This is a genomic window from Stenotrophomonas sp. GD03819 (assembly GCF_029841665.1).
Taxonomy (GTDB): domain Bacteria; phylum Pseudomonadota; class Gammaproteobacteria; order Xanthomonadales; family Xanthomonadaceae; genus Stenotrophomonas; species Stenotrophomonas geniculata.
Map to the genome: position 1 here is coordinate 1 of NZ_JAOCEW010000032.1, position 17,321 is coordinate 17,321.

The window sequence follows — 17,321 nt, forward strand, 5'->3', positions numbered from 1 at the left end:
CCGCCATCCCACGGATAGCCAGCCTTTGCTTCGGCGGTTGCTGTTGCTCTGGCTTCGGCAGGTGCAGGGCTGCAAGCCCTGCCGAACACCCTCTACTTTGCCTGCTCGCAGAACTTCTGCCGGTACTCGAGTGCCTTCGGCATCAGCGCCTGCAGGTTCTGGATGCGGGTGCCCGGGTTCGGGTGGGTCGAGGAAAACTCCGGTGGTGACTGGCCACCACTGGCCTGGCCCATGCGCTGCCACAGCGGCACCGCCTCGCGTGGGTCGAAGCACGCCGCCGCCGCCAGCATCAGGCCCACTTCGTCGGCCTGTGTCTCGTGGCTGCGTGCATACGGCAACAGGTAACCGTAGCCCATCGCTGACATCATCATCTGTTGCTGCTGCGCATCCATGCCGCTGGCGGCGCCGGCCACCTGCCCGATCTGGGTCAGCTTCTGCTGGGCCATGCGCTGCGCACCATGGCGCAGCAGCGCATGCGCGATCTCATGCCCCATCACCACCGCCATCGCATCGCGGGTGCGCGCCACCGGCACCAGCCCGGTGTAGACCGCCATCTTGCCGCCCGGCAGGCAGAACGCATTGGCCTGGTCGGAGGGGATCACATTCACTTCCCACTGGAAGTCCCGCGCGAAGTGCGCCGGCTGCACGCCATGCTCCTGGGCCAGCGCGGTCTCCACCACATCGACCTTGGCGATCAGGCGCTGGGCGATGTCACGCACATCACGCGCGATCGGTGCATTGGGGTCCATCGGCCGTTCCTGCGACAGGATCTGCTGGTAGGCCTGCAGCCCCAAAGCAGTCTCCTGGCGCGCGTCCAGGCTGCTGTCGATCATCACCTTCTCACCGGTATAGGGATCCACCGTGCGGTTGGAAAACCAGTAGAAGACCGCGTAGCCGGCGGCCAGCAGCAGCACCCACCAGCGGATGTTGCCGAACAGGCCGCGGCGCTGCGGGCCTTGTGGCGGGCGGGAAAAGGGATCGTTGCGCATCGGGTCGGCTTCCAGCAGGCCCCGCCGGCCGGCGGGCACGGCGCAATCTTAGTGCGCCGATGCCAGCAACGGGTGAAGCCGGCTGCCGATCAGATACCGCGTACCAGGCGGAAGCCGATGCGCGCGTTGGTGGTATCCGAGTCCTGGGATTGCCGCCAGGCGGCGCGGGTCTGCTCCGGCGCATTGGCCCAGTTGCCCCCCCGGATCACCCGTGCGCGACAGCCCGGGTTGAACCAGGCGGCGCCATCGGAGGGCGCGCGCCGGTAGCTGGCATGCCAGCAATCGGCCACCCATTCGCTGAGATTGCCGCCCATATCGTGCAGGCCGAAGGCATTGGCCTGGAAACTCCCTACCGGTGCCGGCCCCCACCAGCCATCGCCATAGCCGATGAAGGCGTTGTGCCAATGCCGCCCGGACGGCGACACATCCTTGCTGCCGGTGAAATTGCCGCTGCCCGGCGGCGGCGTGCCCGCATCGCCCCAGGGGTAGCGACCACTGTTGCCGCCGCGCAACGCGTACTCGAACTCTGCTTCACTGGGCAACCGGTAGCTGCGCCCGGTCTGCTCGGACAACCACGCCGCATAGTTTTCGGCATCGCGGATGCTGACGTGCATCACCGGCGAATTGGCCATCGCGCGGCCACCGTCGTAATCCGAGCGCCAGTCCACGCCGCTGCGGCGGATGAAATTGCCGCTGCGTTCGTCATAGACCACCGAATGGCCACGCCGCGTCGCCCGGGGGCGCGCGTTGGTCGCCTTCACGTAGCGCTGGAAATCGCTGACCGTGACCTCGGTGATCGCCATCGCGAAGCCTCGATCAAAGCGCACATAGTGCGATGGTCGCTCAGCATCGCTCGAACCCGGTTCGGCATCACCGGCGCCCATCTGGAAACCGCCATGCGGCACCACCACCATCTGCGGACCGCGTCCGCCATCACGCATGGCGTCGCTGAACACCTGTCCCGGGCGGAAGCTGCCGTAGTGGGTGGCCAGGTCGATGCGCTCACGCAGCTGGGCCACCACCGCGTCTCCCGGCAGGGCGATGCGCAGGGCCTCGGCCAGTTTCTCGCGTGCCGGCTTCAGGCCCTGCGGCGTGGACAGGTCGCGCAGGCCGTCATCGCGCAACTGCAGCAATGCCGCCGCACGGATCTGCTCAATGCGCTCGAACGCGTCGGCAATGGTCGGCGACGAGTCGCGCACCTTGCTGGCTTCGGCCAGCCAGGTGCCCGCGCTGGCGAAATCGCGCGTGCGAGCAGCGTCCTCGGCACGACGGATCAACCCGCTTTCGGCCGCGGCCAGTCCCTGCCGTGCACGGCTGTTGTTCTCGTCCAGTGCCAGCGCCTCGCGGAAGTTGCCGATGGCGCCATCCCCGTCCTCGCCGATCCGGTCCGCGCGCAGGTCCTCTTCACCGGCGCGGTTGTAAGCGACCACCCGCTGGGCAAGCTCCACCCGACCCTGCAGTGCGCGTACCTTCTCGTCCTTGGGCGCCAGGGTCAGCAGCACCAGCGCCTGGCGGCTGGCCTCGGCCAGCGCCTCGCGCTGCTTCAGCGGCCGCACCAGCAACGCATCCGCCTGCTGCTGCAGGCGCTGGCGGGCACGCTGCAGGCCCTGGCGGGCCTGGCGGTCATCCGGGTCCTCTTCCTGTACTGCCAGCCACAGCGGAATGGCGGCATCGGCATCCTCATACAGCCGGCCCTCAGTGAAGGCCTGCCCGGCCGCGCGGCGCAACTGGGCCAGGCTGCGGCCCTGGCGGTCCACCCGCGGCGGCGTCCACTGCTGTACATCCTCGGCGGCATCCTCACCGGCGATGGTCACGCTGCCCTGCCCGGCCTGCGGGCGCTCGTCGCTGTCTGCGTTCGTGGACGGGCGCGCCTCCTCCCCGGCACTCCGGTCCGCTGCCGTGGGGGGCGACGGCGTGCAGCCTGCCAAAACCATGGCCAGGGCGGTGCACAGCGCGGACGACAACGGAAAACGCAAGCGGAGCCTCCTTCGGCACGGACGCGCACCGACGTTAGGCTATTCTCCCCTGCCTGAGCAAACCCGAGTAGTAGGCCCTGAACCGTGGCAACCTGGATCACCACCCCCGCCGAGCTGGATGCGTACTTCCAGCAGCGCCCGACCCGCATCGGCCTGGACACCGAATTCATCCGTGAACGCACCTTCTGGCCGCAGCTGGCCCTGGTGCAGATGGCGGTCGGGCAGGACATCCTGCTGATCGACCCGCTGATTCCCGGCATGACCGAGGCGCTGGCACCGTGGCTGGCCGATGAATCCATCACCAAGGTGATGCACAGCGCCAGCGAAGACCTGGTCGCCTTCAAGTGGGCGTGCGGCGTGCTGCCGCGACCACTGTTCGACACCCAGATCGGCGCCGCGCTGGCCGGCATCGGTGGCGGCATGGGCTACCAGAAGCTGGTGGCGGAGATCACCGGCGTGGCGCTGGCCAAGGGCGAAACCCGTTCGGACTGGATGCGCCGCCCGCTTTCGGAGTCGCAGCTGCAGTATGCCGCCGACGATGTCGAGCACCTGTTCGCGCTGCATGACGCCATTGATGCCAAGCTGCAGGCGTTCGGCCGCCAGCAGTGGCTGCACGACGATGGCGAGCGCCTGCTGGCCAGCGTCGCCAACGACGAGGACCGCTGGCCGCATCTGGCGATGCGCTCGGCGCAGTTCCTCGACGCAGCCGCACAGCACCGCCTGCTGCGCCTGCTGCGCTGGCGTGATGTGCAGGCACGCAGCAGCGACCGCCCGCGAAGCTGGATCCTGGACAACGAACTGGCCGCCACCCTGGCGCGCACGCCACCGGCCGACGAGACTGCACTGGGCAGGCTGTTCGAGCAGTTCCCGAAGGCGCCGCGCAAGCTTGCAGGCGCGGTCTGGCAGGCACTGTCCACGCCGCTGGCCGATGAGGCCGAGGCACCGCTGGCACTGCCCGCCAACGACAGCAACAAGCAGGTAGTGAAGAAGCTGCAGGACGCGGTGGCCGAACGCAGCCGCGAGCTGGGCCTGCCGGATGGCGTGCTGGCATCGCGCAAGCATCTGGAAAGCTATCTGGAACGCCGCCAATGGCCAGCCGCACTGGCCGGCTGGCGCCAGCAGGAACTGGAGTCGCGGCTGCAGGCGCTGCTGCCCGCACGTTGATGGCACAAGGCGCCGGACCACGCCGGCGCCGTGCACCTCAAGCCTGCAGGGGCCGTGCTAGGGTTTGTCGGTACTGACAAGGAGACGTCGATGCAGACCCTCAAGATCGCGACCGCCTGCGCACTGCTGCTAACCACGTTGGGCCTGGCATGCTCTGGGCAGGCCGCACCGCTTTCCTATGCACAGGAAAAGGAGAACACAGCCAAGCTGGTGGACATCATTGACGGTGCCACCCGCGACGGTCTGGTTGCCGTGCTGGTGCCGGCCCCGTATGTCGTGCACAACGGCGGGCCAGGTGTCGGCTCTCCGGTCCCCGGCTTTCATCTGGGCAACCGCTCGACCGACCTACCCGGGTTCTCGACGCGGGTGTCCTTCCAGCACAAGGATATTCCCTCCCAGGGCTATGTGCAGCTGTTCAACACCAACGAACTGGAAACCGGCCCGCAGCGGACGGTGTTGATGGACGTGTTCGAGGTGCATCTGATTCCGCCGGGCACCTATCTGCTGAACGGTGCGGAGAACTACCGCCTGAACACCCGCGTGGCCAAGCTGAAGCCGCTGGGGACCACGGACGAAGTATCGAAGGACATCGGCGCCACCCGCCTGGCCGACGTCGATTACCGTTTCTATTCCTGGAAGAAGGTCTGGGTACCACCCGGCGTCCTGACCGATCAGCACTCCCAGCAGGTCTGCATCTCGGTGCATGTGGCCTCCGGCAACTGCGTGGCATGGGGCACCCAGAACTACGAAACCTCGCGCCCGACCGAAGGCTACTGGGATGACAGGATCGTCCCTGAAGACATTCCTGCCGTACGCATCCAGGCGGTCATCGCCAAGGCCCACGCGCCACTGGCCTTCACTGCCCGCGAAGGGCAGATCCTGCTCAGCCCCTTCATTGTTGCCGCCGACGGCGATATCGATTTCAACGCGAACGACTGCGCACCGGTCGACAAGCTGACGGGCTGCGCCCTGCGCCGCTTCAGGGTGCACTACCAACCCGCGCCGTTGGAGGCTGCACGCAAGCACATCGCAATCACCTCGCGCGGCCTCAACGGCACGCAGCGCAAGGTACTGGAGCGGATGGAGGCGATGCAGCTGCAGGTGCTGGGCCCCAGTGCGCCGTCCGATGCGGCGCTGGGCAAGGGCGTCAGCGCCACACCCTGAGCACGGATGAGACATGCCCAACAACGAAAAACGGCGCTCGATGAGCGCCGTTTCCGTTAAACGAACGGGTAAGGCTTACCAGTTCATGTTCAGCGAGACACCGACGGTGCGCGGTTCGTTGTAGACCGCAGCCATATAGTTCTCGATCACACCCTTGAGGTTCTTCTCGTTGGTGATGTTGCGCGCGAACAGCGCCACTTCGTAGGCACCGTAGTTGCCCGAGTAGCCGATCTTCAGGCCGCCTTCGAAATCACCCTTGGAGTTGAACTCCTTGCTGTCGTACAGCACGAAGCTGGTGTAGCCCTGCTTGTTCCAGTCGGTGGACACGAACATGGTGCCCGCGTCGCTGACCGGGAAGTCGTAACGGGCGGCCAGGTTGACGTTGTACTTCGGCGCGTTCGGCAGCGGGTTGCCGTCGATCTGCGCGAAGGTGTTGGCACCGACCTTGATGGTCGGGTCATTCACCGTGCACACCACCTGGCCGTTGAGGCCGCAGACCTGCGCGTAGACGCGCTTGTCCTTGATCTCGCTGTGCAGCAGGCTCAGGCCGGCGCTCAGGGTCAGGTTCGGGATCGGGCGCAGCTCCATGTCCGCTTCGAAACCATAGGCCTTGGCCTTGTCGGCGTTGAACAGCACGCCGTTGCCGTCCGAATCGTTGCCGTTGAGCTGGATGTCGTTGACGGTGTAGGTGAACGCGGTGGCGTTCAAGCGCAGGCGGTTGTCCCACAGGCTGCTCTTCACGCCCGCTTCCCAGGACAGGATGGTCTCGGAATCGGCGGTGGTGAAGTCGGCATTGAACACGGCCGAGCGGCCCTGGATGGTCGGGCCGCGGAAGCCGCGGGCGACCTTGGCATAGACGCTCACGTCAGGCGTGATCTGATACATCGCGCTCAGATCCCAGCTCGGGGTGGTGTCGGACATCTTGACGTCGGTGCGGCCCTTGTAGGTGACCACGCCAGCGGCAGTGTCAGCCGTCTTCAGCAGGCGGGTGTGCTTCTCGTCCCGGGTCTGGCGCAGGCCGGCCGTGACGGTGAACTTGTCGGTGAAGGCATAGCTCAGCTGGCCGAAACCGGCCCACGAGGTGTTCTTGTTGCGCAGGCGCACCCAGTTGTTCGGGTTGCGGGCCGCGCCCTGCAGGAACCAGGCGCGCTGGTAGAAGTCGGTGGTGTCGCTGCCGTTGAAGTAGAAGGCACCGGCCTGCCACTGCAGCGCGCTGTCGTCATGGCTGGCCAGGCGGAATTCCTGGGTCCACTGGTCCAGGTCACGGATGCGGCCCATCGACTGGCCGTAGCCGTTCGGCACGCCGTTCACCGGGAAGTTCACCGCAGCGCCGCCGTCGGTGTCGCCACGGCTGTAGCCGGAGGTGGTTTCGTAGGCGGTGATTGAGGTGAAGTCGATCGCGCCGAAGTCGTAGCGCGCCTTCACCGAGCCGCCGTAGGTCTTGTAGGCCTGCGGGTTGTTGTCGGCTTCGTCGTAGGCAACCTTGTCGCGCGGCACGTCGGTCTTGTTCGAGCCCTTGGTCAGCGCACCGCGCAGGAACAGGGTCGAGGTGCCTTCGTAGTCACGGGCGTGGGCCGAGGCCAGGATCGAGAACTGGTCGCTCGGGGTCAGCAGCAGCTGCGCGCGTACGTTGCGGTCATCGAAGCCGCCCATCGCGTTCTTCTTCGGGCTGACCGTGCCGTCGGCACTCGGGCCCTTGTAGGTGTTGTCGACGTAGTCATCGCGGTGCTGGTACAGCGCCGACACGCGGAACGAGGCGATGTCATTGATCGGACCGCCGAAGCCGCCGTCGATCGACACGCTGTTGTAGGTCGCGTAGCTGGCGCTGACCCGGCCGGTGTAGTCCTGGGTCGGCTTCAGGGTGTCGAACTTGACGATGCCGGCGGTGGTGTTGCGGCCGAACAGCGAGCCCTGCGGGCCACGCAGCACTTCCACCTGGTCCACGTCATAGACCGGGTTGGACTTCAGCACCACGTGCTCCAGCACCACATCGTCCTGGATGATCGACACCGGCTGCGAGGCACCCAGGTAGAAGTCGATATTGCCGAGGCCACGGATATAGAAGCGCGGGAAGATGCGGCCGGTGGTGGTTTCCGCATACAGGCTCGGCACGCGGCCGGACAGTGCCAGCAGGGTGTCGTCGCCGCCGGCGGTGAAGTCGCGCATGCGCTCGCCCTGTACCACACCCACCGAGACCGGCACTTCCTGCAGGTTCTGCTCACGGTGTTCGGCGGTCACGGTGATCGTGTCCAGGCCGGTCGGGGTCGGCGCGCTGTCCTGCGCGGCGGCACCGAAGCTGCCGACCAGGGCCAGACCGGCACAGGCCAGTGCCAGCGGGTGGCGGCGGAAGGAAACAAGGGAAGACGACAGACCCGACAGGCGGCGGGAATCGGTATGGGAGGGCATGCAATGCTCTGAGGAGGCGTCCGAGCGGCCTGCGCGGGCCGGGCGGCAAAAAGGAGGAAAACTGCGCAAGCGGCCATTATCCCCCAAATTGTTACGATTTCGTTGCGCAGCACCCAAACCCGGCGAAACAAGCGCTTTCGGCACAGTTACAGGGCATTCCGCACGCCCTGAAGGCTTGACTCAGGGCAGCGGGGTCAACGCGACATCGACCATCGCCAGCAGGCGCTCGCGGCTGATGCCGTCACGCGCCTGCACCGAGATGCCATGCAGCACCGTGGCGAAGTGGTCGCCCAGCGCCTGCACCGCCGCGTCGTCGGCCAGCTCCCCCTCGGCCTGCGCCTGCTGCAGCCGCGCGATGATCGCCGCCGTGCGCTGGCGACGATGACTGGCCAGCCAGTCCCGCACGCCTTCGCCATCGGGCGACACGCTGCTGGCCGAGGACACCACCAGGCAACCATGCGGGCGCCCGCGACGGGTGTAGGCCATCACCGCCTCGCGCAGCATCGAACCGATCGCCTCACGCAATGTTGCCTGCTCCAGCGCGCGCGGCGCGAAACCGCCCTCGCCTTCTTCGTACAGCGCCACGGCTTCGCGGAACAACTGCTCCTTGCTGCCGAACGCGGCGTAGATGCGTGCAGAGGCAATGCCCAGTGCTTCGACCAGTGCCGACATCGACGTGCCTTCATAGCCGTGCTGCCAGAACAGCAGCATCGCCTTGCGCAACGCCTGGTCCCTGTCGAATTCGCGCGGTCGCCCTGCCATCTGCCTGCCTGCTCCAGTGAGGCGCGCAGTGTAACGCGGGTGTTGACCATCGCGAGAGTCGCGCCTATTCTTTGTCGATCGACAAATAATTGGAGCAACACATGCAGACCCTCAAGGGCCCCAGCCTGCACCTGGCGCAGTTCGCCGGCGACCAGGCCCCGTTCAACTCACTTGCCAGCATTGCCGCGTGGGCCGCCGGCCACGGTTTCAAGGCGCTGCAGATTCCCGCGTGGGATGCACGCCTGTTCGACCTGGCCACCGCCGCCGACAGCCAGGACTACTGCGACGACATCCGTGGCACCCTGGCCGAGCACGGCCTGCAGGTCAGTGAGCTGACCACCCACATCCTCGGCCAGCTGGTGGCCGTGCATCCGGCCTACGATGAACTCTGCGATGGCTTCGCGCCGGAAGCACTGCGCGGCAATCCGCAGGCCCGCACGGAATGGGCACAGCAGCAGCTGCACCTGGCCGCTCGCGCCTCGCGCCGTCTTGGGTTGCAGGACATGGGCACCTTCTCCGGCTCGTTCGCCTGGCCCTACCTGTTCCCGTTCCCGCAGCGCCCGCCGGGCCTGATCGATGCCGCCTTCGATGAACTGGCCCGCCGCTGGCGGCCGATTCTCGACAGCTGCGAGGACAATGGCATCAACCTCTGCTACGAGATCCATCCCAGCGAAGACCTGCACGACGGCACCAGCTTCGAGCGCTTCTTCGAGCGCGTCGGCCAGCACGAGCGCTGCCGCATCCTGTTTGATCCCAGCCACTTCGTGCTGCAGCAGCTCGACTACCTGCAGTACCTCGACATCTACCACCCGCTGATCCGCATGTTCCACGTCAAGGATGCGGAGTTCCGCCCCAGCGGCCGCCAGGGCATCTATGGCGGCTACGCCGTCTGGACCGAGCGCGCCGGCCGCTTCCGCTCGCTGGGCGACGGCCAGGTCGACTTCAAGTCGATCTTCTCCAAGCTGGCCCAGTACGACTACCAGGGCTGGGCAACGCTGGAATGGGAGTGCTGCCTGAAGGACCAGGAAGCCGGCGCGCGCGAAGGCGCTGCATTCATCCACGACCACATCATTCCGGTCACCGACAAGATCTTCGACGACTTCGCCGGTGCACCGATCAGCACCGCGCAGATGCAGCAGATGCTCGGCATCGCCTGAGCCCCAACGGAGCACTCCCTCATGACCACTTCTCTTTCCGCTGGCGCTGCCGGCGACGCTCCCCTGCGCCACCATTACCTGCGCATCGACGGCCAGCGCGTGCATTGCGTGTCCGCGGGTCACGGTGAACCCGTATTGCTGATTCCCGGCTGGCCGCAGACCTGGTACGCCTGGCGCCATGTGCTGCACGCCCTGGCCGAAGCCGGCTTCGAAGCCATCGCGGTCGATCCGCCGGGCATCGGCGAATCCGATCGCCCCAGCCACGGCTACGACACCGGCAGTGCCGCCGCCGTCCTGCACCAGACCATGCAGGCGCTGGGCCACGAGCGCTACCAGGTAGTCGGACATGACATCGGTATGTGGATTGCCTATGCACTGGCCAGCGACCAGCCGCAGGCGGTGCGCCAGCTGGCGGTTACCGAAGCGGTGATTCCCGGCCTGGCGCCGGAACCGGGCATCTTCGCTGCCCCGGCCGACAACATCTTCCTCTGGCACTTCATGTTCAACCAGGTCGCGGACCTGCCCGAAGCACTGATCAGTGGCCGCGAACGCGCCTACCTGGAGTTCATGTTCGACCGCTGGTCGTACCGCCGTGACGCGGTGGCTGCCGACACCTACATCGCCGCCTACAGCCGCCCCGGCGCGCTGCGGGCCGGCTTCGCCTGGTACCGCGCGATCCCGGAAACCATCCGCCAGAACAAGGAACGTGCACAGCGCCGGCTGGCGATGCCGGTGCTGGCCATCGGCGCCGAGCACGCCACCGCCGATGCGCCGATGCTGACCCTGCAACCGCACGCCGACAACGTGCGCGGCAGCATCGTGCCGGGCTGCGGCCACTTCATCATGGAAGAAGCGCCGCAGGCGTTCCTGGCGCAGCTGCTGCCGTTCCTGCAGGAGGTGCGCCATGCAGCTTGAACCGGCGCTGCAGCAGTTTGTCGACGCCGTCGCGGCGCATCCGCTGCCGGAGGAGCTGCGCGAACTGCGGGCGATCAGCGAGAGCGCGCTGCCACAGTTGCAGGGTGCGCCGCAGCCGGTTGCGCATGTGATCGAACACACGGTGATCGCACGCGACGGGCAGGCGCTGGACGTCCGCCTCTACACACCGGAAGGTTTGCCCGACGGACCAGCGCCGGCCCTGCTGTTCGCCCACGGCGGCGGCTGGTTCCAGTGCTCGCTGGCGGTCTATGACGGTCCCTGCCGTGCGCTGGCCAATGCCAGTGGCTGCGTGATTGTGGCCGTGGGCTATCGGTTGGCGCCGGAACACCCGTTCCCGGTGCCGCTGCACGACGTTGCCGATGCCTGGTCGTGGCTGCAGGACAACGCCGAGCGCCTCGGGCTGGACCCGCAGCGATTGGCGATCGGCGGCGACAGCGCCGGTGGCAATCTGGCCGCCGCCTGCTGCCTGCTGCTGCGCGATCTCGGCCTGCCGCAACCGTGCCACCAGTTGCTGCTGTACCCGGCGCTGGATGCCGGCATGGGCAGCGATTCCTACCGCGACTACGCCACGGGCTACTACCTCAGCGCCGAACTGATGCAGCGCTGCTGGCAGGCCTATCTGGGTAATCTGGATCAGCCGCCGTCACTGGCCTCGCCCGCGCACGCAACAGACCTGCAGGGGCTGGCGCCAGCCTCCGTACTCAGCTGCGAGCACGACCCGCTGCGCGACGAGGCCGAGCAGTACGCGCATCGCCTGCAGGCCGAGGGTATCGCCTGCACGCTGGAGCAACTGCCCGGGATGATCCATGCCTGCATCCACCTGCAGGGGGGGGCTGTTTCTACCGGCGTGGCGGTACAGCGCGCGGGCGCCCTGCTACGCCAGGCCCTGGCCTGAATCAGTGTGGGACGGTGGTGGCTGCACGGCTGCACGGCTGCACGGCTGCACGGCTGCCGCTGTTCCGTTCCGGCCCGGCGCTTGGCAAGCCCGCCGGGCGGCGCTACACTGAAAGCCTGCCGTGGGGCCATAGCTCAGCTGGGAGAGCGCGTCGTTCGCAATGACGAGGTCAGGAGTTCGATCCTCCTTGGCTCCACCACTATTCGGAAAGAACCCGTAGATCTCCGCGATCTGCGGGTTTTTTCTTTTCAGCACCCGGGGCTCAGGCCGGCTCCTCACCGCCATCCTTGCGATGTGGACTGCGCGAGTGCCTATCGCGCACCTGTTGATCGCGCTGCCCCGGCCGCTGCTTGGCCACATCGTCCTGCTTCCTGTCCTGGCGGCTTTCCTGGATGCCCTGCTTCGGGTCCTGATCCTTGTCTCGCTCGTTCATTGAAATCTCCCACGCCGGCGGCGGGCCCACGTTGCCCACCACGCTAGAGGTTGCCGGGTAAGCCGCAGGTCAGTCCTGTGCCAACGTCATGTGCAGGCACGGGCTTGCCGCCACGGCCCCCGCGCAGCCAGAATCCGGGGCATCACGCCCACCGGTATGCCATGCCCTCTCCTGCCCAGCACGCAGCCCACGCGTTGCCGATGCTCCTCAATGCGACAGACGGCAGCATCCAGCTCGGCAACCTGCCGACACTGATCGGCCCCACCCTGCCACGGGATGAGGCGCGTGTCGCCTTTGCCACGCTGATGCGAGGAGAGCGCGATGTCGGCACCGGCTATCACTGGCTCAGCCTGCACCAGCTCAGCCTGGGCGGTGCGCCCGCTGGCATCAGCCTGTGCTTCCACGGGCAACAGCTCGACATGGTGACAATGGGCGTCGATCTACCCGGTGCAACGTTGGAAGATGGCTGGCCGACCCAGGCCGCGATCGATGCCGAAGTCGCCTTCATGCGCCGCACCCTGGGTGCGGCGCTGGGTCGCAAGCTGGCCGGCGGCCACGCCCGGTTCGGCTGGGGCGAAGCCTGGGCCCGTTTCGATCCGAAAGGCTTCATGGCCAGCAGCGGTATCCGCTACGCGCCACGCTCCTGACCCCGCTCAGGTACGTGTGATCGACACCCCACCTTCCACACGCATCGCGGTTCCGGTAACGAAACTGCTTTCATCGCTGGCCAGGAACAGCGCCGCGTTGGCGATCTCCTCCGGCTCGGCCATGCGCTTCAGTGCGTGCAGCGAGCGCACGAAGTCGCGGGCATCGCCGGTGGGTGCGGCCTGCCGCCCCATCTCGGTATCGGTGCCACCGGGCAGCAGCACGTTGCTGCGCACGCCGCGCGCGCCGTATTCGGCAGCGATCACCTGGCTCAGGCCGATCAACCCGGCCTTGCTCGACGCATAGGCCGCCATGCCCGGGAATCCCACGGTGTGGCCGACGAAGGTACCGACGAACACCAGCGAGCCGCCGCCGCGCGCCAGCAGTGCCGGCAACTGCGCGCGTGCCGCATGGAAGGCGGCATCCAGATTGGTCGCCATCACTTCGCGCCAGGCGTCCACCGGGAACTCCGCCGCCGGCACGCCCGGGCCAAGCATGCCGGCATTGTTGAGGGCGATATCCAGGCCGCCGAATGACTGCTGGGCCAGATCGACCAGCGCCTGCGCCGTACCCGGGTCGGCCACGTCGGCGGCATGTACCACGGCTTCGCCACCGGCGGCGCGAATCTGCTCGGCCAGCGCCTGCAGCGGCTCCGGCCGCCGTGCGTTGAGCACCAGCTTTGCCCCTTCGGCAGCGAAGCGCAGGGCGCTGGCGCGGCCGATGCCGGCGCTGGCACCGGTGATGAGAGCGATCTTGTTGTTCAGGCGCATGGTCGTGGTACCGGTTGTGAAGTGGCCGCCACGATGCCGCGCCTCTCCCCTGCCAACACTCCGTTTCCGGGCCTGGCCCATCGGTGCAGGAAACGGAGTTTCCGCAGCACCGGCGCGTGCCAGAATCCGGCCATGGACAGTACCGCCACCACCGCCCTCGATGCCCGCGTCGAACGGGTCTGCCGCCACCTTCAGGCCAGCCACGACGAACCCTCGCTGCAGGAACTGGCCGGGATCGCGGGTTGCAGCCCAACCCGCCTGCATCGCCTTTTCAAGGAAGCAACCGGGTTGACCCCGAAGCAGTACGCTGCCGCGCTGCGCGCCGACCGCCTGCGCACCGGGCTGGAACAACAGGAACGCATCACCGACGCTTTCCACGATGCCGGCTTCGGCTCCAGCGGACGCTTCTACGAGAACGCACCGAAGTTGCTGGGCATGACTCCCAAGCAATGGCGCGCAGGGGGGCGTGGCGAAGTCATCCATTTCGCGCTTGCCGAAAGTTCACTGGGCAGCGTGCTGGTGGCCAGCAGTGCCACCGGCGTGGTCGCGATCCTGCTCGGCGACGATCCGGAGACGCTGCTGCAGTCATTGCAGCAACGCTTCCGCCAGGCCGAACTGGTCGGCGCCGACCAGGGCTATGAACAACTGGTGGCACAGGTGGTGGGCCTGGTCGAGGATCCCACGCGGGGCGCCACGCTGCCGCTGGACATCCGCGGCACCGCGTTCCAGCAACGGGTATGGCAGGCGCTGCAGCAGATTCCGCGCGGGCAGACCGCGTCGTATGCGGATGTCGCCGCACGCATCGGCGCGCCCCGCTCGAGCCGTGCCGTAGCACGTGCATGCGCAAGCAACCCGCTGGCGGTGGCAGTTCCCTGCCACCGCGTCGTACGTCGCGATGGGGACCTGTCCGGCTATGCGTGGGGTGTAGCGCGCAAGCGCGAACTGCTGCGCCGGGAAAAGGCCTCGACTGTCTGACGTGGGTGCCGACCTTGGTCGGCACGCCCAGCTTCCGGTAGGTGCCGACCTTGGTCGGCACACCGCCAAGCCCTCAATCCAGCTTCACCACCAGCTTGCCGAAGTTGTGCCCCTTCAGCAGCCCGAAGAACGCCTCCGGCGCATTCTCCAGCCCTTCCACCACATCCTCGCGGTACTGGATGCGGCCATCGCGCAGCCACTGCGGCATCTCGCGTTCGAAGTCCGGCCACAGGTGGTTGAAGTCGTGCACGATGAAACCGCGCACGGTCAGGCGCTGGCGCAGAATCTGGCTGAACAGTGCGGGCAACCGGTCCGGACCGGGCTGCTCGACGCCGCGCTCGTTGTAGGTGGCGATGGTGCCGCACACCGGAACGCGTGCGAAGTCGTTGAGCAGCGGCAGCACTGCATTCAGAACGTGCCCACCCACGTTCTCGAAATACACGTCGATACCCGCAGGAACCGCTGCGCGCAGCTGCGCAGCGAAATCAGCGGCGCGATGATCCAGCGCCACGTCCACCCCCAACGTCTGCAGGTAAGCGCGCTTGGCTTCGCCACCGGCGATGGCGACCACGCGCGCGCCCTGCAGCTTGGCCAGCTGCGCCACGGTCGCACCCACCGGCCCGGTCGCGGCAGCCACCACCAACGTCTCGCCCGCTTTCAAACGGGCGATTTCATGCAGGCTGGAATAGGCGGTGAAGCCGGGCATGCCATATACCCCCAGCGCCGTACTCAGCGGCAGCCCGGCCGGATCCAGCCGGCGCCCCAGTGCCTTGGCCGGCAGCACCGCGTGGGTCTGCCAGCCACCCGGTGCCAGCACCAGCTCACCTGTGGCTACGCCCTCGGCGTTCGACTGCAACACCTCGGCCACGGTCTGCCCTTCCATCACCGCGCCCACCGCCACCGGCGCGGCGTACGACGGGCCCTCGTCCATGCGTCCCCGCATGTACGGGTCCAGCGACAGATAGCGGTTGCGCAGCAGCACCTCGCCAGCGGCCAATGTCGGCAACGCAACTTGTTCCAGGCGGAAATTGGCTGCACTTGGCGCCCCCTGCGGACGCGACGCAAGCACGATGCGGGAGGTGGTCGAGGAATCGGACATGGCCAGGTCTCTGCTGCTGCCAGCATCAGGAAAGGAGTGCCGACACTACGCCGCAGCCATCCCCGATGGCGGCCACGAAAACAGCGTTCCATGGACCGGCGCGGCACGGGTCCGGCGCAGCCCTTGCCCTTGCAGCTTTGACGATCGCGGCGATCTGCTGATTTCCACCGCAGACGATGATCGACTGACCACGCCCCGCCCCACGACGGAGGATCAAGCACTTGCGAGCGCGCAGACGGCAATGTGAAGAAATCTTGGCAAAACGCTTGCCGAAGGCACCCGACCTCCGTAATATACGCGTCCTTGGCAGCGACCTCGCTGCAACGAAACATGTGGCCGAGTAGCTCAGTTGGTAGAGCAGGGGATTGAAAATCCCCGTGTCGGCGGTTCGATTCCGTCTTCGGCCACCACTTTCGAAGGCCTGCAGAAATGCGGGTCTTTTTTTTCCGGAAACCGGGTTTGATGACGGTTGCCACACAATTTGGCCGAGTAGCTCAGTTGGTAGAGCAGGGGATTGAAAATCCCCGTGTCGGCGGTTCGATTCCGTCTTCGGCCACCATCTTCAGAGACCTGCAGAAATGCAGGTCTTTTTTTGTCTGCGATCTGCGATCCCCCTCCTGGCCTCGATACATGCCAGCCCACCGCCGTCCGGTTGACGAAACATTTACACCGCCGCGCGCCGCGGCACCTACGCTCCAGACTCCTGCCTGGAGCCTGTCGATGCATCTGCGCCCCGCCCTGCTCGCCTGCCTGCTGCTGGCCGCCCTGCCGGTGATCGCCGCCGAGCCGGTGCGCGCGGTCGACACGCTGGACATCGATCGCTATGCCGGCCAGTGGCACGAGATCGCGCATCTTCCGGTGTCATTCCAGAAGCAGTGCGTCGGCGAAATCACCGCCAACTACGGGCTGCGCCGCGATGGCCGCATCAGTGTCACCAACGCCTGCCGCAACGGCGACGGAGAACGTGTGGTTGCTGAAGGCGTAGCACGCCCGGTCGCCGGCCATCCCGGCCAGTTGCAGGTGCGCTTCGTGCCGGACTGGCTGAGCTGGGTGCCGCTGGTCTGGGCCGACTACTGGGTCCTGGCACTGGATCCGGACTATCAGTGGGCGTTGGTCGGTGAACCGGACCGCAAGTACCTGTGGATTCTCTCGCGCCTGCCGGAAATGGATCGCGCCCGGTTCGAACAGCTGAAAGAAAAAGCCGAAGCCATGGGCTACGACCTCGGCCCACTGCGCCTGATGGCCCCGATTCGCGATACGCCCGCCGACTGAACCGCCCGGCATCCAGCGCACCACGCGTGCGCCATCCGGCGCTGCGCACGCCCGGCCGCCATCTTCACGCGCTACCCTCTGCGACGGGTCGCCACAGGCGATCCAAACGACCATACGCCGTAGTATGCTTATCCAACGCACCCCTCCAGAGGACCTGCGCCCATGCTCCACCGCTTCCGTATCGCCTTGATCGTCCTGTGCACCCTCGCCCTTGTTGCCTGCAACAACGGCATCGTCAAGCGTGTTTCGGAACCGGCGGCCAGCCTGCAGCAGCTGACCGTGCGCGCCGACGGCAACTGGACCGTGGCCCTGCGCCTGCAGAACTACAGCTCCATGCCCATGACCTTCGATGACGTCGCGCTGGCGCTGACCGTCGGCGACAGCGACGCCGGCACCCTGCAGGCCAAGCCGGGCATCTCCATCGGCGGCACCTCGGCCGATGTCATCAATGTCGACCTGGTGCCCAGCTCGGCCGCACGCCTGGTGGTGGCCGACGCATTGGCCAGCAACCGCACCCTGGCTTACGGCCTGAAGGGAACGGTGGCGGCCACGCCGCAGGAAAAGAAGCAGCGCAGCTTCGACATCAGCAGCCGCAGCACCCTCAACCAGGCCCCGGGCCTGCCGGGCGTGCTGCGCTGACTCCCGCTTTCCGCCGCGGCGCCCGGCGCCGCTCCCCCT

The 17,321-nt window shown here is 66.9% G+C and carries 16 protein-coding genes and 3 tRNA genes; 12 read left to right on the forward strand and 7 right to left on the reverse strand.

All coding sequences use genetic code 11. The features are described from left to right. Positions 1-92: 92 nt before the first annotated feature. Together N5D45_RS17345 and N5D45_RS17350 are read right to left on the reverse strand one after the other, a co-directional pair. A complete protein-coding gene (locus N5D45_RS17345; RefSeq protein WP_057504369.1) occupies positions 93-989 on the reverse strand; it encodes a M48 family metallopeptidase in 897 nt (298 codons plus the stop codon). 89 nt (positions 990-1,078) lie between these two features. Further along, positions 1,079-2,965, reverse strand: coding sequence for a formylglycine-generating enzyme family protein (locus N5D45_RS17350; protein WP_057504368.1), 1,887 nt, complete (start codon positions 2,963-2,965; stop codon positions 1,079-1,081). Between the two features lie 84 nt (positions 2,966-3,049). Here N5D45_RS17350 and rnd point away from each other — a divergent pair, with 84 nt between their 5' ends. Both rnd and N5D45_RS17360 read left to right on the forward strand, forming a co-directional pair. After that, the gene (gene rnd / locus N5D45_RS17355) at positions 3,050-4,129 is read left to right on the forward strand and encodes a ribonuclease D (RefSeq protein WP_164192790.1); all 1,080 of its coding nucleotides are present in this window, start codon (positions 3,050-3,052) and stop codon (positions 4,127-4,129) included. Between the two features lie 90 nt (positions 4,130-4,219). Further along, on the forward strand, positions 4,220-5,293 hold the full coding sequence (locus N5D45_RS17360; protein WP_279939359.1) for a hypothetical protein: 1,074 nt from the start codon (positions 4,220-4,222) through the stop codon (positions 5,291-5,293). Positions 5,294-5,368: 75 nt separating this feature from the next. Here N5D45_RS17360 and N5D45_RS17365 read toward each other — a convergent pair whose 3' ends face one another. Both N5D45_RS17365 and N5D45_RS17370 read right to left on the reverse strand, forming a co-directional pair. Next, the gene (locus tag N5D45_RS17365; RefSeq protein ID WP_279939360.1) at positions 5,369-7,699 is read right to left on the reverse strand and encodes a TonB-dependent receptor; all 2,331 of its coding nucleotides are present in this window, start codon (positions 7,697-7,699) and stop codon (positions 5,369-5,371) included. Positions 7,700-7,879: 180 nt separating this feature from the next. Then, positions 7,880-8,461 (reverse strand): TetR/AcrR family transcriptional regulator, encoded by a 582-nt coding sequence (locus N5D45_RS17370; protein ID WP_134958394.1) that lies wholly within the window; start codon positions 8,459-8,461, stop codon positions 7,880-7,882. A 101-nt stretch (positions 8,462-8,562) separates the two neighbouring features. On the opposite strand from N5D45_RS17370, the gene N5D45_RS17375 reads away from it, so the two are divergent. From N5D45_RS17375 to N5D45_RS17390, 4 genes are all read left to right on the forward strand, one after another. Continuing rightward, positions 8,563-9,618, forward strand: coding sequence for a sugar phosphate isomerase/epimerase family protein (locus N5D45_RS17375; protein WP_197656603.1), 1,056 nt, complete (start codon positions 8,563-8,565; stop codon positions 9,616-9,618). Between the two features lie 21 nt (positions 9,619-9,639). Beyond that, positions 9,640-10,533 carry an alpha/beta hydrolase gene (locus tag N5D45_RS17380; protein ID WP_010486561.1) on the forward strand — a complete coding sequence of 298 codons (894 nt, stop codon included), beginning with the start codon at positions 9,640-9,642 and terminating at the stop codon, positions 10,531-10,533. Continuing rightward, positions 10,523-11,449 carry an alpha/beta hydrolase gene (locus tag N5D45_RS17385; protein WP_279939363.1) on the forward strand — a complete coding sequence of 309 codons (927 nt, stop codon included), beginning with the start codon at positions 10,523-10,525 and terminating at the stop codon, positions 11,447-11,449. The genes N5D45_RS17380 and N5D45_RS17385 overlap by 11 nt, the downstream gene beginning before the upstream one ends. A 123-nt stretch (positions 11,450-11,572) precedes the next feature. Further along, positions 11,573-11,648: transfer RNA gene (locus tag N5D45_RS17390), tRNA-Ala, on the forward strand. A gap of 63 nt (positions 11,649-11,711) precedes the next feature. Here N5D45_RS17390 and N5D45_RS17395 read toward each other — a convergent pair. Further along, positions 11,712-11,882, reverse strand: a complete 171-nt coding sequence (locus tag N5D45_RS17395) for a hypothetical protein (RefSeq protein ID WP_167345310.1) — start codon at positions 11,880-11,882, stop codon at positions 11,712-11,714. 161 nt (positions 11,883-12,043) lie between these two features. Between N5D45_RS17395 and N5D45_RS17400 the strand changes: the two genes are divergently transcribed. Next, the gene (locus N5D45_RS17400; protein WP_134958397.1) at positions 12,044-12,529 is read left to right on the forward strand and encodes a hypothetical protein; all 486 of its coding nucleotides are present in this window, start codon (positions 12,044-12,046) and stop codon (positions 12,527-12,529) included. Positions 12,530-12,535: 6 nt separating this feature from the next. Here the strand turns inward: N5D45_RS17400 and N5D45_RS17405 are convergent, their stop codons facing one another. Beyond that, positions 12,536-13,297, reverse strand: coding sequence for an SDR family oxidoreductase (locus N5D45_RS17405; RefSeq protein ID WP_043400854.1), 762 nt, complete (start codon positions 13,295-13,297; stop codon positions 12,536-12,538). 132 nt (positions 13,298-13,429) lie between these two features. Here N5D45_RS17405 and N5D45_RS17410 point away from each other — a divergent pair, with 132 nt between their 5' ends. Further along, the gene (locus N5D45_RS17410; protein WP_134958398.1) at positions 13,430-14,272 is read left to right on the forward strand and encodes a methylated-DNA--[protein]-cysteine S-methyltransferase; all 843 of its coding nucleotides are present in this window, start codon (positions 13,430-13,432) and stop codon (positions 14,270-14,272) included. 73 nt (positions 14,273-14,345) lie between these two features. Here the strand turns inward: N5D45_RS17410 and N5D45_RS17415 are convergent, their stop codons facing one another. Then, positions 14,346-15,371 (reverse strand): NADP-dependent oxidoreductase, encoded by a 1,026-nt coding sequence (locus tag N5D45_RS17415; protein ID WP_279939364.1) that lies wholly within the window; start codon positions 15,369-15,371, stop codon positions 14,346-14,348. Between the two features lie 334 nt (positions 15,372-15,705). Between N5D45_RS17415 and N5D45_RS17420 the strand changes: the two genes are divergently transcribed. The 4 genes from N5D45_RS17420 to N5D45_RS17435 all read left to right on the forward strand — a co-directional run bounded on the left by N5D45_RS17420 (position 15,706) and on the right by N5D45_RS17435 (position 17,282). Further along, positions 15,706-15,781, forward strand: a tRNA-Phe gene (locus N5D45_RS17420). 73 nt (positions 15,782-15,854) lie between these two features. Continuing rightward, positions 15,855-15,930 (forward strand) — tRNA-Phe (locus N5D45_RS17425). 161 nt (positions 15,931-16,091) lie between these two features. Then, on the forward strand, positions 16,092-16,643 hold the full coding sequence (locus tag N5D45_RS17430; RefSeq protein WP_053443327.1) for a lipocalin family protein: 552 nt from the start codon (positions 16,092-16,094) through the stop codon (positions 16,641-16,643). A 162-nt stretch (positions 16,644-16,805) separates the two neighbouring features. Then, complete coding sequence (locus N5D45_RS17435) at positions 16,806-17,282, forward strand: LEA type 2 family protein (RefSeq protein ID WP_010486516.1); 477 nt, start codon at positions 16,806-16,808, stop codon at positions 17,280-17,282. The last annotated feature ends 39 nt before the right edge of the window (positions 17,283-17,321 follow it).